Origin of the sequence: Lentzea xerophila (assembly GCF_051094245.1) — a bacterium.
Lineage (GTDB): Bacteria > Actinomycetota > Actinomycetes > Mycobacteriales > Pseudonocardiaceae > Lentzea > Lentzea xerophila.
This window is the reverse complement of sequence record NZ_CP194934.1, coordinates 6,741,930-6,762,334: the sequence shown is the minus strand read 5'-3', so window position 1 is coordinate 6,762,334 and position 20,405 is coordinate 6,741,930. Positions and strand designations below refer to the sequence as shown.

Sequence of the window (20,405 nt, the reverse complement as noted above, 5' to 3'; positions counted from 1 at the left end):
GGGAACGTCCCGGTGCTTGTGGCGCCAGGACGTTCCCCTCACTTCAGGAAGGGCTTGGGTGTCAGCCCTGGTGCGGGTGGAGGTGAGAGGTGGGCGCCGCGAAGGTCTCCTTGATCGACCGCGGGCTGACCCAGCGGAGCAGGTTGTGGACCGACCCCGCCTTGTCGTTCGTGCCGGACGCGCGCCCGCCGCCGAACGGCTGCTGGCCCACGACGGCACCGGTGGGCTTGTCGTTGACGTAGAAGTTGCCGGCGGCGAACCGCAGCTCTTCCTGCGCGTGCGCCACGGCGGCGCGGTCACGGGAGATGATCGAGCCGGTCAGACCGTAGGGCGCCGCGCTCTCCATCTGCTTGAGCACGGTCAGGTAGTCCGCGTCCTCGAACACGTGGATCGCGAGCACCGGGCCGAAGAACTCGGTGGTGAACACGGAGTTCGCCGGGTCGGAGCCGAGCAGCACGGTCGGCCGGACGAAGAAGCCGTCCGAGTCGTCCGCGGTGCCACCGGCGGCGACCTCCAGCGACGAGTCCGCGCGGGCGGCCTGCAGCACGCCCGACAGCTTGTCGAACGAGCGGCGGTCGATCACCGCGCCACCGAAGTTCGAGAAGTCGGTGACGTCGCCGTAGGTCAGCGCCTCGACCTCGGCCAGGAACTGGTCCTTGATCTTGTTCCACACCGAGCGCGGCACGTAGGCGCGCGACGCGGCGGAGCACTTCTGGCCCTGGTACTCGAAAGCACCGCGGATCAGCGCGACGCGCAGCACGTCCGGGTCGGCCGACGGGTGGGCGAGGATGAAGTCCTTGCCGCCGGTCTCACCGACGATCCGCGGGTACGAGCGGTAGTTCGCGATGTTCGAGCCGACCTGCGCCCACAGCTTCTGGAACGTCGCGGTGGATCCGGTGAAGTGGATGCCCGCGAGGTCGGGGGAGTTCAGCGCGACCTCGGACACGGCGAGCCCGTCACCCGGCAGCAGGTTGATGACGCCGGGCGGCATGCCCGCCTCCTCCAGCAGCCGCATGGTGAGGTGCGCGGCGAACGACTGGGTCGGCGACGGCTTCCACAGCACGACGTTGCCCATCAGCGCGGGCGCGGTCGGCAGGTTGCCGGCGATCGCGGTGAAGTTGAACGGCGTGATCGCGTAGACGAAGCCCTCGAGCGGGCGGTGGTCGGTGCGGTTCCACACGCCGGGCGACGAGATCGGCTGCTCGGCCAGCAGGTTGCGGGCGAACTGCACGTTGAAGCGCCAGAAGTCGATCAGCTCGCACGCCGAGTCGATCTCCGCCTGGATCGCGGTCTTCGACTGGCCGAGCATCGTCGCGGCGTTCAGCGTCTGGCGCCACGGGCCGGCGAGCAGGTCGGCCGCGCGCAGGATGATCGCCGCGCGGTCATCGAACGACATCGCGCGCCACGCCGGGGCGGCCTCGCGGGCCGCGCGCAGGGCGTCGGTCGTGTCCTGCTGGGTCGCGCCGGCCAGCGTGCCGAGGACCGAGCGGTGGTTGTGCGGCTGGACGACGTCGACACGCTCGCCGCCACCCATGCGCTGCTCGCCACCGATGGTCAGCGTCAGATCGAGCGGCTCCTTCTGCAGCTCGACCAGCTTGGCCTGCAGCTCAGCACGCTCCGGGGTACCGGGGGCGTACTGCAGGACCGGCTCGTTGACCGGGGCGGGAACCTGGGTGACCGCGTCCACTCGCAACTCCTCTTTGAATCAGCGTCGGTACGCAAACCGTAAGTCCGCGTGACCTCGCCCCGATTGTGCGAACCGCCAAGATTCACCAGGTCAGATGTACGATCGAACAGTCATGAGCCTCCGGCACCTCCTGATCGCGCTCGGCGATCCGCTCGTCGAACTGCAGGTCGCCCCCAACGGCCTGGAGGTCGACGTGCGCGACGTCGTGATCATGGATCCGGACGATCCGCCGGACGTCGCTCAGGGCGACCTGGCCCTGCTGATCGGAGCCCGCGGCCGGGCCGCGTTGCCGCTGATCAGAGCCGCCGGACGAGCGAAAGCCGCGGCCATCGCGGTCAAGGAGAGCTCCCCGGTGCTCGAACAGGCGGCAACGGACGCGGGTGTCGCGTTGCTGGAGGTCAGGGCGGAGGTCCGCTGGGGCCACCTGGAGTCGCTCGCCAAGGGCGTTCTCACGACCACGACCGACGACGGCGAGGTCCTCGGCGACCTGTTCGCGCTCGCGCAGACGATTGCCACCCTGACCGGCGGCATCGTCAGCATCGAGGACACCGCGAGTCGCGTGCTGGCCTACTCCCGCTCGTCCGACGAGGTCGACGAGCTGCGCCGGCTCTCCATCCTCGGCCGTCAGGGCCCGGAGCCGTACCTGAAGATGCTGCGCGAGTGGGGCGTCTACAACCTCCTCCGCTCGGGAGAGGAGGTCGTGCGCATCGACGAACGCCCCGAGCTCGGCATCCGCCGCCGCATCGCCGTCGGCATCCACGCGGGCTCGCAGCCGCTCGGCACGATCTGGGTGCAGGAGGGCGACCAGCCGCTGACCGAGCAGGCGGAACGGGCGCTGCTCGGCGCCGCCCGCGTCACCGCCCCGCACCTGATCCAGCAGCGCAACCAGCCCACGTCGAGGTTCCGCGAGAACCTCCTCGCCGCGCTGCTCACCGGCCGGATGGACGCCGCCACGGTCGCCGGTCAGATCGGCGCCGACCCGGGCAAACCCGCGGCCGTGGTGGTCTTCGCGCTGCGCGGCGGCGAGGTCGACCGCAGCGAACACGAGCTCCGCCGCGCCGAGATGACCGGCCTGATCTCCGTGCACGCGGCGGCGTACCGGCGCAGCGCCCTGGTCAGCGAGTCCGGCGGCCGCACCTACGTCCTGCTCCCGGACCTCGCCCCGAACGCCCAGCTCCTCAGCCTGACCAGGGAGATCGTCACCACGGCACGACGGCATCTGCACACGTCCGTCCAGGCAGCGGTCGGCTCGACGGTGTCCACTCTGGACGACGTGCGGATCTCCCGCCAGGAGGCCGAACGCGTGCTGGACGCGATGGCCCGCGACCTCGACGCCGAGGTGGCGACGCTCGCCGACGTCCGCTCGCAGGTCCTCGTGAGCGAGATCCTGGCTCTGTTGCAGGACAACCCGCGCATCAGGGACCCGAGGATCGACGCGCTCGACCCGGAGCTCGCGAAGTCGTTGCTGGCCTACCTCGACGCGCTGGGGGACGTGCGCGCCGCCGCGGAACGGCTGCACGTCCACCCGAACACGTTGCGGTACCGGCTGAGGCGCATCGACCTCGACCTCGACGACCCGCTCGTGCGGCTCGTCGCCCAGCTTCAGCTCAGGATGCGGTAGAGCAGCGCCCGTTCCGCGATCGTCCACGTCGTCGTGGTGAGCAGGTACAGCCCGGCGGCCAGCGGCAGGTACGCCGCCACCAGGATCGTCCCGAACGGCAGCACCTTGATCAGCCCGGTCATGAACCCCGGAGTGGGCGTGGTGGTCATCCGCGACTGTTGCCACTTCACGGTCAGATAGGCCACCACCGCGAGCAGCCCGAACAGCACGAAGAAGACCCACGCGAAACTGCTCATGAAGTGAGCACTGAGCGGAACCCCGAAAATCGTCCCCTCCAACAAGGGGTTGGGGGTGGTGACCACCTGGTAGATGACCATGAAGAACGGGATCGTCGCGAGCATCGGCAGCATGCCCGCGAACATCGAGACCCCGTTGCGCCGGTAGACCTTCTGCGACTCCTCCGAGAACCGCATCAGGTCCTTGCCGTACTTCTTCTGCAGCTTCTGGATCTCCGGCGCGAGCCTGGCCTTGGCCTTCTCGCCGCGCACGGCGGCGCGGTAGAGCGGGTGCAGCGCGAGCCGCACGACGATCGTGAATCCGACGATGGCGAGCGGGGGCATGCCGAAGCTCGCCAGGGCAGCGCCCAGGTCAGCGAACAAGGGGTTGTTTCTCCGTCTTGAGTTGGGAAGGGACGTGTCAGAACGTCCGGCATCCCGGTGCTCGGGGACGGGGCCTGCCAGCGGCGTCGGGGTTGCGCAGGCGCAGCTGGGCCGATCGCTGGGCTCGTTCCCGGATCGCGAGCGACCGCGCCGGCGCCACGGAGAGCGGCACCAGCGCGACGACCACGATCAACGCGAGGGCGAGCGCGGTCACGGCCGCGACGACCTCGGTCGGCGACGAGAACAACGTGAAGGCGTAGAGGGCAGGCAGGAAGACCGCGAGCACCAGCATCGCTCGCTGCTTGGTCTCCGGCCGCCACATGCCTTGCAGGTTACCTGGACTTGACGGGAATGGGGGCGGTCTCCAGGAGACCGCCCGCGCCGTCGTAGAGCTTGACCTGCTTCGGCTCGCCCAGACTCGGCCACCACGTCACGATCCAGCCGTTGCCGATGCTCGCGGTCACCTCCAGCCCGTCCTCGGTGCCGATGACCACCTTGCCGACTTTCGGGCTCACCCGGCCGGTCAGGACCTTCATGCTGTTGCGGCTGTACACGTCCGTCATGCCGATTCGCACGGTGAAATCGGCGAACAGCCGGTCGCCGAGCGGTTCCCGTTCCTCGGCGCCGCCTCTGCCGCCCGTGCCCACGCCGTTCGGCGTCCCCCAGCACAGCAGGTCGGACCGAGGATCGGTGAACAGCACCATCGTCATGCTGCCGCGCTGGTCGGTGGCCGACACCTCGCGCGGGGCGGGCCAGACCGGGCGCCCCTCCACCCCGCGCTCCGCGTCGTGCTGGTCGAGCGTCTTCCCGCACTCCGCCAGCACGGGTGCCAGGTCACCGGGTGCCCTCGGTTCGGCGGTCCACGCGGCGGAGGCGTCTTGGTTCGTAGGCGTCCACAGCACCAGCGTCACGGCGACGGCGGCCACGAGAGCCGTCGCGGGCACGGCGAAGCGCCACCAGCGGCGGGACGGCTTCGAGCTGATCTCGTTCAGCAGCGCGTGCTTGCGGACCTGGAGCCGCATCGGGTCGAGCTGCGGGATGTCGGGGGTGATGTTCACAACGCCTCCTCAACCAGAGCGCCACGCACGGTGCGTTGCGCGCGAGCGAGTCGGGACTTCACCGTGCCGACCGGGATGCCGAGCACCTGGGCGATCTGCGCCTGGCTCAGGTCCGACCACGCGGACATCTCCAGCACCTCCCGTTCCCCGGCGGACAGCTTCTCCAGTTCCGCGATCACCTCCCGAGTCCTGGCTTCCGCGTCCACCCGCCGTGCCACGTCATCGGCGTGGTCGTCGTCGGCGTGCTGCGGCGGAACCTTGCCCAGCGCGGCCTTGTACCGCGTGCGGGCGCGTTGGTGGTTGCGGGTGACACCCAGTGCGACGGTGTAGAGCCACGGCAGTAAGGAGTCCTCCACGGTCACGGACGTGCGTTTGCGCCAAGTCTCCATGAACACCACGGACACCAGGTCCTCGGCGACCGCCCATGTACCGGTGCGGCGCAGGCAGTAGGCGAACACGGCCTGGGCGTGGCGTTCGAACAGCTGCCCGAACGCCTCGCTCACACCGGCCCGGACCTGCCCCCAGAGTTCTTCGTCGGTCACGGACCCTCCTCTCTGCCCCACGTATGTCCGCGGCGGGCAGAGTGGTTCACGACTCGACCAGACCTGGCCGTTCAGGGTGGTCGTAGCGGACGAAGAGGTCCGCCACCGGTTCGTAGTCGTCGAACGCGGGCAGCGTCCACTGCTCGGCGGTCTTGCGCCGCAACGCGCCGGGGGAGAGCCACAGGTGCACGGTGAGCTCGGCGGGCAGCCACCGGTCCAGCAGCAGCGTGCCGTCCACGAGCACGACCCCGTTCTCCGGCACGTCCACGTACTCGGCGCGGCTGGCCCTGTCGGTCACCGCGTTCCACAACGACGGCAGCACCTTGCCCTCCAGCGCGGGATCGAGCACCTCGCGCCGCAACCCGGCGAAGTCGAACCAGTCGTGCCGGTACGAGTACGGGTCGGTGCGGCCGTGTTCCAGCCGCACCGACGCCGGTCGCAGGAAGTCCTCAGTGGACACCCGCTGCACCGCGCGGCCCAGGGAGCGCAACGGTTCCACGACCGCATCCGCGAGCTTGGCCGGTTCGGCGGCGGGTGCCCCGTCGACCAGCACGCGCGCCCGGCCGTCCAGCGCGCCGACGCGGGTGACGATCTCGGCGACGAGCGTGTCGAACGTGAGCGGGCGGACCCTCATGGCTGCCAGGACGCCCAGGCCGGGTCCCACCAGATCTCGCCGGACGCCAGCATCTTCTCGATCCTGAGCCCCTCGGCCCTGATCTCCTCGGCCTCCCGCGCGGAGTACTTGCCCGACGCGACCTGGTCCTCGAACTCGTCGAGGTCGCGCTGCTCCCACGTGCCGTCCGGCGCCAGCGTGTAGTCCAGGGCGTGGTCGAGGGTCTCGAACCCGTCCTCGACGCGGCGGTAGGGGGCCTGCAGGTTCAGGTAGTAGTTGCCGAACGTCCTGTCCTCGCCCTTCCAGAACAGGTCGACGGAGTAGGCGTCCTGCGGGCGGTGCAGCATGAGTTTGCCGTGCCCGCGCCAGACGCCGCGGTCCGGCGTGTCCCACGGGTGGGGGTGGTGGTGATCGGGGTAGGTGAGTCTGGTGCCCGGCTCCACGAACACCGCGAGCAGCCCCGGCTCGTCGGCGACCACCCTGGTCGGCATCTCCGACCAGACCTTGCCGTGCAGCACCTCACGCCGCACCACGACCTCACCGGGCGTGAACAACCTCATGCGCAGAACTTACGTGATCGCGCTCGGCCGCGTCCGCGGCCAGCATCTTCCGCTTGAGCACGGGCACGGCGTTGGTCACGCGCAGGAACGTCCGCGAGAACGCCGCGGCGATCCGGCCGATCACGGGCTTGTGGACCAGGCTGGTGCCGTCCATCATCTCGCGCGACGCCTCCACGGCCGCGAACCCGTACTCGATCATCTCCTGCTCGTACTCGGAGATCGCCTGCACGACGTTCTTGCCTCGCTGCGCCTCGATGAGCTTGCGGCACAACAACTCCGCGTCGCGCAGCGCGGTGTTCGCGCCGATGCCGCGGCCCGGTGTCATCAGGTGCACCGAGTCGCCGATCATCGTGACGGTGCTCGGCTGCCACGGACGCAGCCGCTCGGACGTGCGGACCTTGATCTGGAACACGGTCTCCGGCGTCGCCAGCGCGAAGAGCTTGCGCAGGTCCGGGTGGAACTTCGGCGTCAGGTTCAGCACGACCTGCTTGAGCTCGGCCTGGCTCATCCCCTTCAGGTCCGGGAACTTGTCGTGCGAGGCCGCGTAGCCCCACATGATGTAGTCGTCCTCGGCACCAGTGCCGTCGAAGCGCATCACGTGGATGATCACGAACTCGCCGCGCGGCCCGAACAGCAGCGTGACGGCACCGTCCGCCAGGGGAGGGAGCAGCTTCGCGTTCTCCTCGGTGAGCGGCAGCTTGCCGGCGATCGACGTGATGCCGGTGTCGACGACCTTGGCGTCCGGCAGGTACTGCCGGCGCACCCTGGACTGTGCGCCGTCCGCGCCCACCAGCACGTCACCGGTCTCGGACGTGCCGTCGTCGAAGAACGCGGTGACCGTGCCGTCGTCGTGCTGGGTGAAGTGGGTGAAGGTCTTGTCGAACCGGACGACGTCGTCGAGGCCGCCCAGCAACGCCGTGCGCATCGCGATCCGGCTGACGGACTTCTCGCCACGGCTGTCGTCGCGCTGCTCGGGGAGGTCGCCGACCAGCAGTTCCGCGTACTTCTCGGTCCGCATGTTGATCCGCACCGGCGGCCGGGCGGTGGTGCGGGCGAACTCGGCGAAGACGTCCTCCGGTAAGCAGCTGTGCAGCGCTTTGCTGCCGTCCGGGCTGATCCCGACCCGGTAGCCGATCAGCATGCTGCGCGGTGTGCGGTCGCGTTCGAACAGCGCCACGTCCACGCCGGCCTTCTTCAGCCCGTGCGCCAGGCACAGGCCACCGGTCCCCGCGCCGATGATGAGCGCCCGTATACCCCTCTTGGACATGACAGCCTCCCCTACTAAGTTTCTTAGTTGGGAAGATATTCAGTTCTTGAGACTCTTGTCAATCGTCCTGACTGAGTCTCCTCAGGCGCGCACTGGCGATGGCGAGCCTGACGTCGTGCGGCGGCAGTAGCCTGACCAGCTGTTCCAGTGCCTCGGCGTCGTGTTCTCCCGAGTCGGTCTGGGTGAACGCCCACAACGCGTTCGCGTCGCCGCGCGACAGCACCGCCGTGCGCACACCGGTCGCGAGATCGTCCCGCTCGGCCAGCACGACCGGCGCCTCGGAGCGGCGCAGCAGTGAACCGCGGTACCTGCTCGCGGCCAGCGGCACGTCGCCGTCCTGCAACGCGGACCGCACCGCCAGGAAGTCGGTCTCGACGTCGGCGGTGAGCCGGTACGGCCTGGTCGCGAGCACGTCGGTGCCGAGCTGGGCGCGCAGCCGGTGCAGCTCGGCGCGCACGGTCGTGGGATTGCCGCGCTCGCCGTAGAGGCGCAGCGCGAGCTGGTCGGCGGACAGCCTGCCCTGCAATGCCAGCGCGCACAGGATCTCGGCGTGCCGCAACGAGATCGGCACCTCGCGGCCGTCCAGCACGACCTTGGGTTCCGGCAGCAGGAACGACAGCGACAGCACGCTGCGCCGCACGTGCCGCTGCCGGGGGATGCGCAGCAGGTAGCCGTGGGCGAGTGGTTCGAGCACCGCCTCCCGGCCGTCCGGCAGCCGCACCCGGTCCGTGGAGACGTCGACCCGCGACGGCAGCAGCCCGTACGGCTCGACGGCGACGACCCGTCCGGTCGGGCTGAGCAGCGCGCCGGGTTCGCCGCGCAACGCGATCAGGTGTCGCATGTTGCGCGACCGCAGTTCCTCGTCCTGCGCGTGCATCCGTGCGAGCATCTCCGACTCGGCGAGCCGGGCCGACGCGGACACCAGCGCCACCATCGAGGGGTGGACGGTCTCAATTGGCCCGCTGAGATCGACGACCCCGATCGTGGTACCGCTGTCGGGGTCGTGGATGGGGCTCGCCGCGCAGGTCCAGTGGTGGTAGGTCCGCACCAGGTGCTCGGCCGAGTGGACCGTGACGGGCGAGTTCACCGCCAGCGCGGTGCCCATCCCGTTCGTCCCCGCCGCACCCTCCGACCAGAGCGTTCCCTCGGCCAGACCGACGTCCTCGGCACTGCCGCGGGTGTCCTTGGAGCCCTCGCACCACAGGACGTGGCCCTGGGCGTCCGCGACGATCATGATGTGCTTCGCCTCCTCCGCGAAGCCCAGCAACGTCTCGCGCAGCAGTGGCAGCGACGGGTGCAGCGGATGCCGTTCGCGCAGGTCGGGAAGCTCGTCGGCACCGAACACCCGCGGGGCCGTGTGCAGGTCGGGATCGACGTTGGCGGCGAGTGACCGCTGCCACGACGCCGAAATCACCGAGCGTGGCGAAGTTGCCGTGCGAGTACCGCTCAACACGGCATCTCTCACGCGACTCAGCAACAGTGCGTGTTGTCCGGGTTCGTGGCTCACTGCCCCATCCACGGCTTGCAACGAGCATGCAACGTTCTGGTGCCTACTTTCTCATTTCCCCCACCCCGGTCTTCCAGCGGGCCTTCACCAGCAGGAGTCGAAATGACGCAGTACGCGGCACCGGGCCAGCCCGGCAGTGTGGTCGCGTACCGGCCGAGGTACGACCACTTCATCGGCGGCGACTACGTCTCGCCCGTCTCCGGCGAGTACTTCGAGAACGTCACGCCGGTGACCGGCGAGGTGTTCACGGAGGTCGCCCGCGGCACCGACGCTGACCGGGCGCGCGCACTGCACGCGGCCAGCAGCGCCGCGCCGGCGTGGGGGAACACCACGGCGCGAGTGCGCGCCACGGTGCTGGGCGAGGTCGCGGACCGCATCGAGGAGCACGCCACCGAACTCGCCGTCGCCGAGACCTGGGACAACGGCAAGCCGGTCCGCGAGGCCCTGGTCGCCGACGTGCCGCTGCTGATCGAGCAGTTCCGCCAGTTCGCCGCCGTCATCCGCACCGAGGTCGGCCAGGTCGAGCAGCTCGGGCCCGACACCTGCGACTACCGCACGTTCCAGCCGCTCGGCGTGGTGCACGAGCGGCTCCCGTGGACGTTCCCGCTGATGAACGCCGGCCGCGTGCTCGCGCCAGCGCTGGCCGCCGGCAACGCCGTGGTGCTGGAGCCCGCGCAGCAGACGCCGGCGTCGATCCACGTGCTGCTGGGCGTGATCGCCGACCTCCTGCCGCCCGGCGTGGTCAACGTCGTCACCGGCTCCGACGACCACCGCGTCGTCTCCGGCCGCTGCCCCAACATCTTCTTCTCCGACGTCGTCGCGCAGCGCGACAGCTTCCTGGACAAGGCGCTGGAGGGGTTCGCGATGTTCGCGGCCAACCAGGGCGAGACCGCCACGGCCCCGTCGCGCGCGCTCATCCAGACGGCCGCCTACGAGGAGCTCCTGCACCTCGCGACCGAGCGCACCCAGCAGCTTCGGTCGGGCGACCCGCTCGACACGGACACGACGGTCGGCGCTGTCGTGAGCCTGGCGCAACGCGACCGGGTGCTCGCCCACATCGAGCGCGGCAAGGCCGAGGGCGCGCGGCTGGTGACCGGGGGCGAGGCCGACGGCCACTTCGTCCGGCCCGCGATCCTCGAGGGTGACCACCGCTCCGCCGTGTTCGCCGACGACGTGCTGGGTCCCGTCGTGTCGGTGACGAGGTTCGACGACCGCGACGACGCCCTGAAGATCGCCAACGAGGCCACCGCCCAGCTCGGCGCCGGCGTCTGGTGCCGCGACCTCGCGCTGGCGCACAACGTCGGCCACGACCTGCGCGCCGAGCGGGTGTGGGTCAACAACTACCACGCGTACCCGGCGAACACCGCCGCGCTCGCCGGGTACCGCCGTGTGAAGCACCTGCTCGTCAGCTACTCCGACCGCGGGCAGAGCGGCTTCTAGGATTGGCGCGCTGGGGTCACTTCTTCCACGGCACCTGCGCGCTCGGGTAGAAGTTGATGCCCTGGATCTTCCAGCGCGGACCCTGTGCGCCCAGGCGTGGGGCGAAGCGGTCCCAGTCGTGGACCCTGGCCGGCGACCAGCCGAGCTCGGCCGCCACCGGGAGCCGCGGGAACGCCATGTACTCGATGTCGGCCGAGGTCCGGATGGTCTCCGTCCACAGTGGAGCTTCAACGCCGCGGACGTCGGACTCCGTGACGCCGTCGAGGTAGGCGCCGGGGTTCCAGCCGTAGGCGTCCCTGACCTCGACCAGCCCCGCCCAGTCCAGGCCGAGCTCGGTGTTCTCGTCGTACTTCATGTCGAGGTAGATCCGGTTCGCCGGTGACATCAGGACCTTGTTGCCCCGCTTCGCCGCGGCGGCCACGTTGGCGTCGGTGGTCGTCGTGCCCCAGAACTGCGGGATCAGCGCGGTGTCCTTGGTGGTCTTGATGAACTCGTGCCAGCCCACGGTCGTCTTGCCGTACTTCTTCACGATCGGCAGCACGCGGTTCATGAACGTCACGTAGTCGGCGTCGGGCGTGCTGAGTGCTTCGTCGCCGCCGATGTGGAGGTACGGGCCGGGCGTGATCGCGGAGACCTCCCTGATCACGTCCTCGATGAACCTGTACGTGATGTCCTTGTCGACGCAGAGGGACGAGAAGCCGACCTCGGTGCCGGTGTAGAGCGGGCGCTTCTTGCCGTCGCAGTTCAGTTCGGCGTAGCTCGCCTGGGCGGCGTTGGTGTGGCCCGGCATGTCGAACTCCGGGATGACGGTGATGCCCCGGCCGGCCGCGTAGCGGACGAGGTCCTGGTACTGCTCCTGGGTGTAGAACAACTCTCCGGTCCGGCCGCCCACCTCGGTGCTGCCGCCGATCCTCGTCAGTTCCGGCCAGCTCTTGATCTCGAGGCGCCAGCCCTGGTCGTCGCTGAGGTGGAGGTGGAAGTAGTTGATCTTGAAGGCGGCGATCTGGTCGATGTAGCGCTTGACCTGGTCAGGGGTGAAGAAGTGCCGGGAGACGTCGAGCATCGCGCCGCGGTGGTGGTAGCGCGGGTGGTCGGCGATGCTCGCGCCGGGCACGGTCCAGGGGCCCTGCTGCCTGGTCTTCGCCTCGATCCTGGCGGGGAGGAGCTGGCGCAGGGTGGCGACGGCGTTGAAGTGGCCGGCCGCCGAGCCGGCGCGGATCACGACCTGCTTCGGCGTGACGTCCAGCCGGTAGCCCTCCGGGCCGGTGACGGGATCCGCGCCGCTGGTCAGGACGATGCCGGTGCCGGAGATCTCGTCCGTGACCGGGAGCGGGTAGCCCGTCGAGGGGCGGAGGATGCCGGCCAGGAGTTCCGCCGCTCCGCGGGCCGCCGGGGTGCTCACCTGGATCTTCGCTGCCGCCGTGAGGGTGAACGTCACGCCCGCGCGCGGCCGCACCTGGACGGGTTGGGGGACCAGTTCGTGGAGGGTGCTGGGGGCGTTGCCCGTGGCTTGCTCCGCGTTGGCTGTCTCGGTCACCAGCACTCCCGATCCGGCGATCACCAGCGCCGCCACCGCGGCCTGCAGTCGTTTCGTCCTCAACGCCATCCTCCAGGTGTGCCTTGTGGTGGCGGCGAGTCGTCACGGTCGCAGGGGCGGGTTTCGGTGTCAAGGTTCAGACCAATCCGGGTGAGCCCTCCCGAACGTGTGGTCAGAGATGTTCCTTGCCCAGCTTGCGCCACAGGGCCGGGAGCTCTGCCTCCGTCCGGTGCGCCAGCTCCACTTCCTTGCCGTACAGCAGGCCGAACGTGAAGCCGTTCTCGTCGCCCCTGCCCAGTTCCAGCAGCACCGGCCGCGCCACCACCGAGTCCTGGTGTTCGCCCAGAAGGGTCTGGACGTCCTTGGCGCGTTTGCGCAAGGCCTTGGCGTGCTTGCCGAGTGCGGGTTCGGCCACCTCGGCGGAGTAGCGCAGGCGCTTGGCCGCCTTGCGGGCCTCGTGCAGGGGCTCGTCGCTGTCGTTGGTGGCGAGTGCCGCTTCCACCCGGACGTCCAGGCGGTGGCGTGCCTTCTCGACCAGCCGGGGGAGGACGTCCTTCGCCTTGCCGGAGGCGGAGGAAGTCAGCGGAGGATCGGTGAGGAGGGCGTCGATCGTGGTGAGGAGGGTGAAGTAGCGCCTGCTGTCCAGCGCGGCCACGGAGTCCTTGTGCGCCTTGGCTTCCAGCGGGGCGAAGTGCCGAGTCAGGCGAGCGGCGACGTCGCCCAGGACCACCTCGGGTGCGAGGGCGTGGAGGCCGTCCTCGAAGCGCGTCCGGAGCACTTCCAGGTCGCGGGAGTTGCCGAGGACTCCGGCCAGCCACTTCAGTTCGTCGGTCAGGGCGCGGGTCCGGTCGCGGTCGACGATCTTGCCGAAGGCCTGCAGCGCCGAGCGCATGCGGCGGGTGGCGACGCGCATCTGGTGGATGGCGTCGTCCTCGTTGCGGCGCACGCGGGGGTCCTGGTTCTGCAGGGCCGCGCGCTGTTCGTAGAGGTACGCGAGGACCACGTCGCCCGCCGTCGGCTTCTTGCCGAGGGCAGGGCCGGAGTCGCGTTCGACGCCGATCACCTGGGAGAGCTTGGACTTCGAGGACGACGGGCGGATGCCCGCGTCGCCGAGGTGGCGTTCCACGGTGTCGAGGAGGTCGCGGTCGCCGCCTTCGCCCAGCTCCACCTCGATCTCGCGCCACGAGGTGGTCGTGGTCCGCGCGCCCATGGTCTGGGCGGTGACCACGTCGTCGACGACCTCGGCGAGCATTTCGCCGTTGCCGTTGCTGAGTTGCCAGCGGCGCCGGTTGGTGCGGATCTCGGCGACCGGGGCGAGGTCGTTGCCGCGGGTGTGGGCGCGGACGAGGGAGGAGAGGTCCTTCGGGGGCTTCTTCACCGCGCGGCCCAGAGGAACGCGGAGTTCCTGACGGGAGTCCTCGCCTGCCGGGAGTTTCAGGTGCCAGCCCTCGTCCGAGCCGCCGACTCGCCTGCGTAGCGTCACGCCGGCGCGCGCCAGGCGGTAGTCGTCCGTGTCGAAGTACGTGGCTTCGAGGTCGAACTCCTCCGGGCCGGTCGCCACGCCGGTGATCTCGGTGAGGTCCGGCAGACTCGCGTCCGATGGGGCCTCGTACTTGCGTTCGGTCTCGGTCGTAGAGGTCGCCATCTGTCATTAATACCTCGTTTCGCCTGACTTCACTCATGGTCGTGACGGTGCGTGAGAGCCGGGTGCCTCGGTCGGGCGGAAGTGCGTCTCTAATGCGTGCATTCGGTGACCACTGCCTTGGCGCGGCCGGTCGGGTCCGGTTCGCTGGTCGCGTGCCCACGGAGAAGGAACGGCTCGACGTGGTCGAGCCGCAGGTCGCCACGTTGATCAGTCATGTCGGTCAGCTCTCGGCGGAGCTCGAACGCGTCACCGCCCGTCTGACGGTGCTGGAACGCCGGCTGTCCGGTGCCGGCGACGGACCGCTGGCCGACCTCGACGCGGTGGCGGACGACATCGCGCCACTGGTCGAGGCGTTGCGCCGGGCGTGGGACGCCGAACACGAGATCCTCGCCGATCCGGCGCGGGTCGAGCTGAGGCAGGAAGTGCTGGAGTTCGAAGGACTCAAGGCCCGCCGCGACGACGCCAGGTCCAAGCTGGACGGTGGGCGGGTGCCCCGGTTCGAGCGGGACGCGTTGTCGCACGAGGTCCGGCAGATGGAATGGCTGATCAACGCGAACGAGGCGAGCGCCCGGCGTGCGGCCGAGCGGCTGGCGGCCGACGAGGACGCCGCCGCGGAGGAGTGGCGCACCGAGGCCGTGCTCGCGGGGGACAAGGCGCGCGGCGAGATCAGGGACGCGGCCGCCCAACGCATCTCGGCTGCGCTCGGGCAGTACGCGCGGATGCCGGTGTGGTTCCGCGTTGGCCTTGGGGAGATCCCCACGCCGGATCCGTCGTTCTGGCTGGAGTCGGCGATCGCGGTGCTCGCGTACCGGCTGGAGTACGGCGTCACGGACGCGGTCTCTCCGCTGGGCGCACCGCCGTCGGCGTCGTCGGGGAGCCAGAACTGGGTCCGCCGCACGAACGTCCACGCCGACGTCACCGACCGGCTCACGACGCTGGCCGCCACGTTCCACCTGCAGTAGCCCTCGAGTGCCCGTCTCTCAGCGGGACGAGCCGGCCGTGATCAAGAAGATCGCTGAGTCATGAGGGTGCCGCCGACCATGGTGGCCAGCACGGGGATCTCCGCGATCGCGTCGCTCGTGCGCGGGTCGTCGCCGAGCACGACGAGGTCCGCGAGCTTGCCCGGCGTGAGGCTGCCCAGCACGTGTTCCTTGCGGCAGGCGTAGGCGCTGCCGAGCGTGTACGCGTGGATCGCCTCCTCGACGGTGATCGCCTCGTCCGGGCCGACCGCGCGGCCACCGGAGGAACGGCGCCGCACCATGAACTCGATGGCGCGCAATGGTGCCCCGTCCGCGACCGGCCGGTCCGAGCTGCCCGCGACGGTGATCCCGTGGTCGAGGAACGACCGCCCGCGGTACATCCACGGCGCTCGCTTCGCACCCATGATCTCGCTGTAGTCGTCGCCGTAGGCGTGCAGGAAAGTCGGCTGGACGACGGGAACCAGGCCGAGCGCCGCGATCCGGCCGAGCTGCTCGGGGCGGACGAGGCCGCAGTGCTCGATGCGGTGCCGGGCGTCGGCGCGCGGGCGTTGCCGTTGAGCCTCCTGCACCGCGTCCAGGGTGAAGTCGATCGCGCGGTCGCCGATCGCGTGGATCGCGAGCTGCCAGCCGGCGTGGTGGCCGTCGACGATCGCCGCCCGCATGAACTCCTCGGGCTCGGCGAGCTGACCGGTGTTGCCCGTTCCCGCGTACGGCTCGGTCAACGCGGCCGTCCGCGCGATCATGCCGCCGTCGGTCCACAGCTTCATGGCGCCGATCGACAGCATGTCGTCGCCGAACCCGGTGTGCAGGCCCAGGTCGATCGCCCGCGGGATCCGGTCCGCCGGGTCGGCGGCGACCTCGTGCAGGACGTGGGCGGACACCATGAGCTGCACCCGGATCGGCAGCCGGGCGCGCTGGTAGGCGGCGGCCTCCAGCGGGCTGCTGGCGATCAGGCCCGCGCCGATGCCCGCCTCCGCGCACATCGTGACGCCCTCGGCCAGCACCTGCCGCGCGCTCTCGTGCAGCTCGGCGGTGATCTCGTCGAGCGAGTACGGCAGCCGCAACGTCCGCGCGGCCAGCTGCTCGTTCTCGGTCAGCCAGCCGTCGCTCGTGATGTCCGGGAGTTGCCGCAGCACCACGGAGTTCACCACGCACGCGTGCCCGGACAGGTCGGCCACGTACACCGGCCGGCCGCCGCTGACCAGGTCGAGGTCGGCGGCGGTCAGGGGCCGGTCCATGATCCGGCGGTCGTAGCCCGACGCCTCGATCCAGCCCGCACCGGGAGCACCGGTGAGGCGGTCGAGGACCCCGGCGACCGTCGCCAGCCCGGTGATGTCGATCGTCCGCCGCCCGTTCCACGCGAGGTGCGTGTGGGTGTCGATGAAACCGGGCAGCACCACGGCGTTGCCGAGGTCCACGGTCTCGGTGGCGGGCAGGCCGGCGACCTGCTCGTCCAGTCCGGCGATGCGGCCCTGCCAGATGCCGATCGTGTGCGCGGCGGGGCGTGCCGGGTCCATCGTGATGGCCCGGCAGCCCGTCAGCTTCAGATCCAGTTTCACGCGGTCGCGAGGACCGGTACAGGAGTGTTGGTCAGCACGGAAGCAAGGATCTCACCTGACCGCACCGCGACGTTGGACAGGAGCGACGACGTGATGCCGTGCGAGTGCTCGGTGCCGCCCTGGAGGTAGAGGCCGCCGCGCAAGGACGTCCGCAGCCGGTAGTCGCGGCCCACGACGAGCCGACCGGTCTCGTCCCGGGTGCAGGCCTCGTCGAGCGAACCCAGGATCGGCGCGGCCTCGTCGTAGCCGGTCGCGAGGAGCACGAGATCGGTGTCGACGAACTCCTGCTCACCGGTGACGAGCGACTGGATCACCGCGCGGGCGCCGTCCGCGGACTCCTCGACGGCGACGAGCCGGGTCATCTTCATCATCCGCAGGCGTTGCGTGCCCAGGACCTTCTCCTGGTACTCGGTGCGGTAGAGCTGCGCGATCAGGTCGACGTCGACCACGGAGTAGTTGGTGTTGCGGTGGTAGTCCATCAACCGCTGCTTCACGGCGTCCGGGGCGTCGTAGTAGTGGTCGACGGCCTCGGGGTCGAAGATCCGGTTCGCGAACGAGCTGTCGTCCGCGGGGGAGTAGCCGTAGCGGGAGAACACCGAGCACACCTCGGCGCGGGGGAACTCGCGGTGCAGGTACGCCACGGCTTCCGCGGCGCTCTGCCCGGCGCCCACGACGACGCAGCGTTCCGGGTTCTTCAGCGCGCCGACGCGGTGCAGGAACTCGCTGTTGTGCCACACGCGGTCCGACAGCGCGATGCCCTCGGGCACGGCCGGGCGCAGTCCGGTGGCGAAGACGAGGTTGCGGGCGTGGTACACGTCACCAGTGGCTGTTGTCACCTGGAAGAGGTCGTCCTGGATCGCTTCCACGCCAACGGCTTCGGTGCCGTAGGCGACCACGTCGTCGACCTGCGCCGCGGCCCACTCGAAGTAGTCGTGGAACTCGACGCGCAGCGGGAACAGGTTCTTGTGGTTCACGAAGTCGATCAGCCGGCCGCGGTCGCGCAGGTAGCAGAGGAACGAGAAGCGGCTGGCCGGGTTCCGCATGGTGACCAGGTCCTTGAGGAACGACACCTGCATGGTGGCGTCGTCGAGCAGCATGCCCCGATGCCAGCCGAACGCCGGCTGACGTTCCAGGAACACCGCGGTGACGGGGGTTTCGGCCTGCTCGTTGTGCTCGGTCAGAGCGATGGCGAGCGCCAGGTTCGAGGGACCGAACCCGATACCGACGATGTCGTAGATCGGATGCATGAGCACCGAACTTAGGGCAGCCTAAGCTACCTGCGCAAGCCTTCAGTTAGGTTAGCCTGACCGTATCGCACCGGAGTGAAGGAGGACACCCCCATGAGGGTCGTCATGTTCGGGTTCCAGACCTGGGGTCATCGCACCCTGCAGGCACTTTTGGCGTCCGAGCACGAGGTCGTCCTGGTGGTGACCCACCCCAAGGGTGAAGGTGCGTACGAGAAGGTCTGGAGCGATTCGGTCGAGGACCTGGCGCGCGAGAACGGCGTCGAGGTCGTCGTCCGCGAACGCCCGGAGGACCAGGAACTGCTCGACAGGCTCAAGGCCGCCGAGCCCGACGTGATCGTCGCCTGCAACTGGCGGACCTGGATCCCGCCGCAGGTCTTCGCGCTGCCCAAGCACGGCACGTTGAACGTGCACGACTCGTTGCTGCCGAAGTACGCGGGCTTCTCGCCGTTGATCTGGGCGCTTCTCAACGACGAGAAGGAAGTCGGCGTGACGGCGCACATGATGGACGACACGCTCGACGCCGGCGACATCGTGCTGCAGCGCTCGGTCCCGGTCGGCCCGCGCGACACGACGGCGGTGCTGTTCGAGAAGACGCTGGAGCTCTTCGGCCCGATCACCGTCGACGGCCTCGCCGAGATCGCGTCCGGCCGCACGGACTTCCAGAAGCAGGACCGTTCGCAGGCCTCGTTCTTCCACAAGCGCGCGGAGGAGGACCTGCGGATCGACTTCTCCTGGACCGCCGAGGAACTGGACCGCCTGGTGCGCGCGCAGTGCGCGCCGTACCCGAGCGCGTTCTGCTTCCACCGCGGCCGGCGCCTGGAGATCATCGAGGCGGACGTCTCCGCGGAGGTCTACGGCGGCACACCCGGCCGGATCTTCTACCGCGAGGGCGACGGCGTGGCGATCGTCGCGGGCGCCGAGGCCCGGCGTGGCCGCAGCAAGGCGTTGCTGGTCAAGAAGGTTCGCACCGCCGACGGCACCGAGCTCAAGGCGCACGAGTACTTCAAGAACATGGGCGGTTACCTGACTTCCCGGCCGTGACGCCGCCGTGCTGATCACGGGCCGGGTGACCGGTCCGTGATCAGCATGGTCGATCATGGGCGCATGAATCGCGCGGCGGTGACGTCACTGGTGGTCTTCGTCCTGCTCGTGGCGGTCGGTTGGTACCTCACGAATCTCCAGTCCTCCCAGGAGAACCCGCCCGCGCCCACCGGGACCGCTCCCGCTGGTTCGGCCGACCTCGGCGCGTTACGGATCGCGCCGGAGAGCAAGATGGCCGGCTACAGCCGCGACCGCTTCCCGCACTGGGCCTCGCAGGGAAACTCCTGTGACACCAGGGAGATCGTGCTGCAGCGCCAGGGTGCCGACGTGAAGTCCGACAAGGACTGCAAGGCGACCTCCGGTACGTGGACCAGTGTCTACGACAACGTGGTGGTGAAGGACGCCGGCGACGTCGACATCGACCACACCGTGCCGCTCGCGGAGGCCTGGCGTTCCGGCGCCGACAAGTGGACCGACGACGAGCGCAAGGCGTTCGCCAACGACCTCGGCGGCATCCAGCTGATCGCGGTGACCGCGAAGTCCAACCGCTCCAAGGGCGACCAGGACCCGGCGAAGTGGAAGCCGCCGGTCGAGGCCTACTGGTGCACCTACGCGCAGCACTGGATCTCGGTGAAGATCACCTACAGGCTGACGGTGGACCAGGCGGAGCACGACGCACTGGCCGCACTGCTGCGGACCTGCTGATGGTGTCGTGCGACGACACGGCCCGACCCCCAGACGGGCCGCGTCGCCGGTTGCTCTACCCGACCTGAACGGACTCGAACAGCCCCGACAGCTTCCAGTGCGTCACGTACCCCATGGCCTCGGCCGCGATCAGCACGTCGAGCTTCCCGAGGTTCGTCCGCGCCGGCATCTGGTACGCCTTGCCGCGCCGTACGTCGAGCACCATCGGCGTGGCGCCCGGCAGCGTGTCCGCGACCGTGTGCTGCAGGATCCGCAACCCGACGTTCGCCGCCTCCCTCGTCAGCGGCGTCTCCTTGGTGTGCACGAGCACCGCGTAGGTGGACCCGTCCTTCTTGCGCAGCCCGAGGTGCGGCCGCACCTTCAAGGTCAGCTCGCCGGCGCGGTAGGTGGCACCCTCCACCGGCACCCCGGTCGCCTTGAACGACGCCAGCCAGGGCAGGAAGCCGTCGGCGATCTCCTCGAACGCCCGCGGCTGGCCCGTACGGTTGGCGTTCATGATCGCCTTCTTGAGCTCGATCTCCGGTTCGGTCGAGTTGACCGCTCGCCGCATGGCGTCGCGGATCGGGTTGTAGAACCCGCACACCCTGGTGTCGGAGGCCAGGTACATCCCCCGCTGTTCCGACACGATGTTGATGCGTCCACGCTGGCCGCTCATGACGTACTCGGTGAACGACAGTGCGGTGACGCTGACGTTGTTGTCCGGCAACGCATTCTCCCCTCGTACCGCGATCTTCACCTGACGTTATCGGAGAGGTCTGACAAAAACGGCGCTGCTCCGAACGGCCTATCGGCTACGT

Annotated in this window: 19 protein-coding genes; 5 read left to right on the top strand and 14 right to left on the bottom strand. The window is 69.6% G+C overall.

Features of this window, described 5'->3' with window-relative positions:
• Nucleotides 1-61: 61 nt before the first annotated feature.
• Nucleotides 62-1,687 carry an L-glutamate gamma-semialdehyde dehydrogenase gene (gene pruA / locus ACRSBM_RS32110; protein WP_434449117.1) on the bottom strand — a complete coding sequence of 542 codons (1,626 nt, stop codon included), beginning with the start codon at nucleotides 1,685-1,687 and terminating at the stop codon, nucleotides 62-64.
• 112 nt (nucleotides 1,688-1,799) lie between these two features.
• Between pruA and ACRSBM_RS32105 the strand changes: the two genes are divergently transcribed.
• Nucleotides 1,800-3,308 carry a PucR family transcriptional regulator gene (locus tag ACRSBM_RS32105; RefSeq protein WP_434449115.1) on the top strand — a complete coding sequence of 503 codons (1,509 nt, stop codon included), beginning with the start codon at nucleotides 1,800-1,802 and terminating at the stop codon, nucleotides 3,306-3,308.
• On the opposite strand, the gene ACRSBM_RS32100 is transcribed toward ACRSBM_RS32105, so the two are convergent.
• Genes ACRSBM_RS32100 through ACRSBM_RS32065 form a run of 8 tightly spaced genes read right to left on the bottom strand, consistent with a single transcriptional unit; the run spans nucleotide 3,290 to nucleotide 9,361 of the window.
• The gene (locus tag ACRSBM_RS32100; protein ID WP_434449113.1) at nucleotides 3,290-3,907 is read right to left on the bottom strand and encodes a YidC/Oxa1 family membrane protein insertase; all 618 of its coding nucleotides are present in this window, start codon (nucleotides 3,905-3,907) and stop codon (nucleotides 3,290-3,292) included. The genes ACRSBM_RS32105 and ACRSBM_RS32100 overlap by 19 nt on opposite strands.
• Nucleotides 3,908-3,944: 37 nt before the next feature.
• A complete protein-coding gene (locus ACRSBM_RS32095; protein WP_434449111.1) occupies nucleotides 3,945-4,229 on the bottom strand; it encodes a DUF6412 domain-containing protein in 285 nt (94 codons plus the stop codon).
• Between the two features lie 10 nt (nucleotides 4,230-4,239).
• Complete coding sequence (locus tag ACRSBM_RS32090; protein WP_434449109.1) at nucleotides 4,240-4,965, bottom strand: hypothetical protein; 726 nt, start codon at nucleotides 4,963-4,965, stop codon at nucleotides 4,240-4,242.
• A complete protein-coding gene (locus ACRSBM_RS32085; RefSeq protein ID WP_434449107.1) occupies nucleotides 4,962-5,507 on the bottom strand; it encodes an RNA polymerase sigma factor in 546 nt (181 codons plus the stop codon). Before ACRSBM_RS32085 ends, ACRSBM_RS32090 begins: the two co-directional genes overlap by 4 nt.
• Before the next feature lie 46 nt (nucleotides 5,508-5,553).
• On the bottom strand, nucleotides 5,554-6,141 hold the full coding sequence (locus tag ACRSBM_RS32080; protein WP_434449105.1) for a uridine kinase: 588 nt from the start codon (nucleotides 6,139-6,141) through the stop codon (nucleotides 5,554-5,556).
• On the bottom strand, nucleotides 6,138-6,680 hold the full coding sequence (locus ACRSBM_RS32075; protein WP_434449103.1) for a DUF402 domain-containing protein: 543 nt from the start codon (nucleotides 6,678-6,680) through the stop codon (nucleotides 6,138-6,140). The genes ACRSBM_RS32080 and ACRSBM_RS32075 overlap by 4 nt, the downstream gene beginning before the upstream one ends.
• A complete protein-coding gene (locus tag ACRSBM_RS32070; protein WP_434449102.1) occupies nucleotides 6,658-7,947 on the bottom strand; it encodes an FAD-dependent oxidoreductase in 1,290 nt (429 codons plus the stop codon). The genes ACRSBM_RS32075 and ACRSBM_RS32070 overlap by 23 nt, the downstream gene beginning before the upstream one ends.
• 58 nt (nucleotides 7,948-8,005) lie before the next feature.
• The gene (locus ACRSBM_RS32065; protein ID WP_434449101.1) at nucleotides 8,006-9,361 is read right to left on the bottom strand and encodes a GAF domain-containing protein; all 1,356 of its coding nucleotides are present in this window, start codon (nucleotides 9,359-9,361) and stop codon (nucleotides 8,006-8,008) included.
• 195 nt (nucleotides 9,362-9,556) lie between these two features.
• Here ACRSBM_RS32065 and ACRSBM_RS32060 point away from each other — a divergent pair, with 195 nt between their 5' ends.
• Nucleotides 9,557-10,894 (top strand): aldehyde dehydrogenase family protein, encoded by a 1,338-nt coding sequence (locus tag ACRSBM_RS32060; protein WP_434449099.1) that lies wholly within the window; start codon nucleotides 9,557-9,559, stop codon nucleotides 10,892-10,894.
• A 16-nt stretch (nucleotides 10,895-10,910) separates the two neighbouring features.
• Here the strand turns inward: ACRSBM_RS32060 and ACRSBM_RS32055 are convergent, their stop codons facing one another.
• Both ACRSBM_RS32055 and ACRSBM_RS32050 read right to left on the bottom strand, forming a co-directional pair.
• Nucleotides 10,911-12,500 (bottom strand): beta-N-acetylhexosaminidase, encoded by a 1,590-nt coding sequence (locus ACRSBM_RS32055; RefSeq protein ID WP_434449097.1) that lies wholly within the window; start codon nucleotides 12,498-12,500, stop codon nucleotides 10,911-10,913.
• A 103-nt stretch (nucleotides 12,501-12,603) separates the two neighbouring features.
• The gene (locus ACRSBM_RS32050) at nucleotides 12,604-14,076 is read right to left on the bottom strand and encodes a CHAD domain-containing protein (RefSeq protein ID WP_434449095.1); all 1,473 of its coding nucleotides are present in this window, start codon (nucleotides 14,074-14,076) and stop codon (nucleotides 12,604-12,606) included.
• Nucleotides 14,077-14,228: 152 nt separating this feature from the next.
• Here ACRSBM_RS32050 and ACRSBM_RS32045 point away from each other — a divergent pair, with 152 nt between their 5' ends.
• Nucleotides 14,229-15,038 (top strand): hypothetical protein, encoded by an 810-nt coding sequence (locus tag ACRSBM_RS32045; protein ID WP_434449094.1) that lies wholly within the window; start codon nucleotides 14,229-14,231, stop codon nucleotides 15,036-15,038.
• A gap of 41 nt (nucleotides 15,039-15,079) precedes the next feature.
• Here the strand turns inward: ACRSBM_RS32045 and ACRSBM_RS32040 are convergent, their stop codons facing one another.
• Both ACRSBM_RS32040 and ACRSBM_RS32035 read right to left on the bottom strand, forming a co-directional pair.
• Nucleotides 15,080-16,615, bottom strand: a complete 1,536-nt coding sequence (locus tag ACRSBM_RS32040; RefSeq protein WP_434449092.1) for an amidohydrolase — start codon at nucleotides 16,613-16,615, stop codon at nucleotides 15,080-15,082.
• Nucleotides 16,612-17,862 (bottom strand): lysine N(6)-hydroxylase/L-ornithine N(5)-oxygenase family protein, encoded by a 1,251-nt coding sequence (locus ACRSBM_RS32035; protein ID WP_434449090.1) that lies wholly within the window; start codon nucleotides 17,860-17,862, stop codon nucleotides 16,612-16,614. The genes ACRSBM_RS32040 and ACRSBM_RS32035 overlap by 4 nt, the downstream gene beginning before the upstream one ends.
• A gap of 93 nt (nucleotides 17,863-17,955) precedes the next feature.
• Between ACRSBM_RS32035 and ACRSBM_RS32030 the strand changes: the two genes are divergently transcribed.
• Both ACRSBM_RS32030 and ACRSBM_RS32025 read left to right on the top strand, forming a co-directional pair.
• On the top strand, nucleotides 17,956-18,903 hold the full coding sequence (locus ACRSBM_RS32030; protein ID WP_434449088.1) for a methionyl-tRNA formyltransferase: 948 nt from the start codon (nucleotides 17,956-17,958) through the stop codon (nucleotides 18,901-18,903).
• Nucleotides 18,904-18,966: 63 nt separating this feature from the next.
• A complete protein-coding gene (locus ACRSBM_RS32025) occupies nucleotides 18,967-19,608 on the top strand; it encodes an HNH endonuclease family protein (RefSeq protein WP_434449086.1) in 642 nt (213 codons plus the stop codon).
• 55 nt (nucleotides 19,609-19,663) lie between these two features.
• Here the strand turns inward: ACRSBM_RS32025 and ACRSBM_RS32020 are convergent, their stop codons facing one another.
• Complete coding sequence (locus tag ACRSBM_RS32020; RefSeq protein ID WP_434449084.1) at nucleotides 19,664-20,344, bottom strand: hypothetical protein; 681 nt, start codon at nucleotides 20,342-20,344, stop codon at nucleotides 19,664-19,666.
• Between the last annotated feature and the right edge of the window lie 61 nt (nucleotides 20,345-20,405).

What these genes read in the sequence shown, in the direction of transcription:
- ACRSBM_RS32105 (WP_434449115.1), top strand. Translation starts at nt 1,800, where the DNA reads ATGAGCCTCCGGCACCTCCTGATCGCGCTCGGCGATCCGCTCGTCGAA.
- ACRSBM_RS32095 (WP_434449111.1), bottom strand. Translation starts at nt 4,229, where the DNA reads ATGTGGCGGCCGGAGACCAAGCAGCGAGCGATGCTGGTGCTCGCGGTC.
- ACRSBM_RS32080 (WP_434449105.1), bottom strand. Translation starts at nt 6,141, where the DNA reads ATGAGGGTCCGCCCGCTCACGTTCGACACGCTCGTCGCCGAGATCGTC.
- ACRSBM_RS32075 (WP_434449103.1), bottom strand. Translation starts at nt 6,680, where the DNA reads ATGAGGTTGTTCACGCCCGGTGAGGTCGTGGTGCGGCGTGAGGTGCTG.
- ACRSBM_RS32070 (WP_434449102.1), bottom strand. Translation starts at nt 7,947, where the DNA reads ATGTCCAAGAGGGGTATACGGGCGCTCATCATCGGCGCGGGGACCGGT.
- ACRSBM_RS32060 (WP_434449099.1), top strand. Translation starts at nt 9,557, where the DNA reads ATGACGCAGTACGCGGCACCGGGCCAGCCCGGCAGTGTGGTCGCGTAC.
- ACRSBM_RS32055 (WP_434449097.1), bottom strand. Translation starts at nt 12,500, where the DNA reads ATGGCGTTGAGGACGAAACGACTGCAGGCCGCGGTGGCGGCGCTGGTG.
- ACRSBM_RS32050 (WP_434449095.1), bottom strand. Translation starts at nt 14,076, where the DNA reads ATGGCGACCTCTACGACCGAGACCGAACGCAAGTACGAGGCCCCATCG.
- ACRSBM_RS32035 (WP_434449090.1), bottom strand. Translation starts at nt 17,862, where the DNA reads ATGCATCCGATCTACGACATCGTCGGTATCGGGTTCGGTCCCTCGAAC.
- ACRSBM_RS32030 (WP_434449088.1), top strand. Translation starts at nt 17,956, where the DNA reads ATGAGGGTCGTCATGTTCGGGTTCCAGACCTGGGGTCATCGCACCCTG.
- ACRSBM_RS32025 (WP_434449086.1), top strand. Translation starts at nt 18,967, where the DNA reads ATGAATCGCGCGGCGGTGACGTCACTGGTGGTCTTCGTCCTGCTCGTG.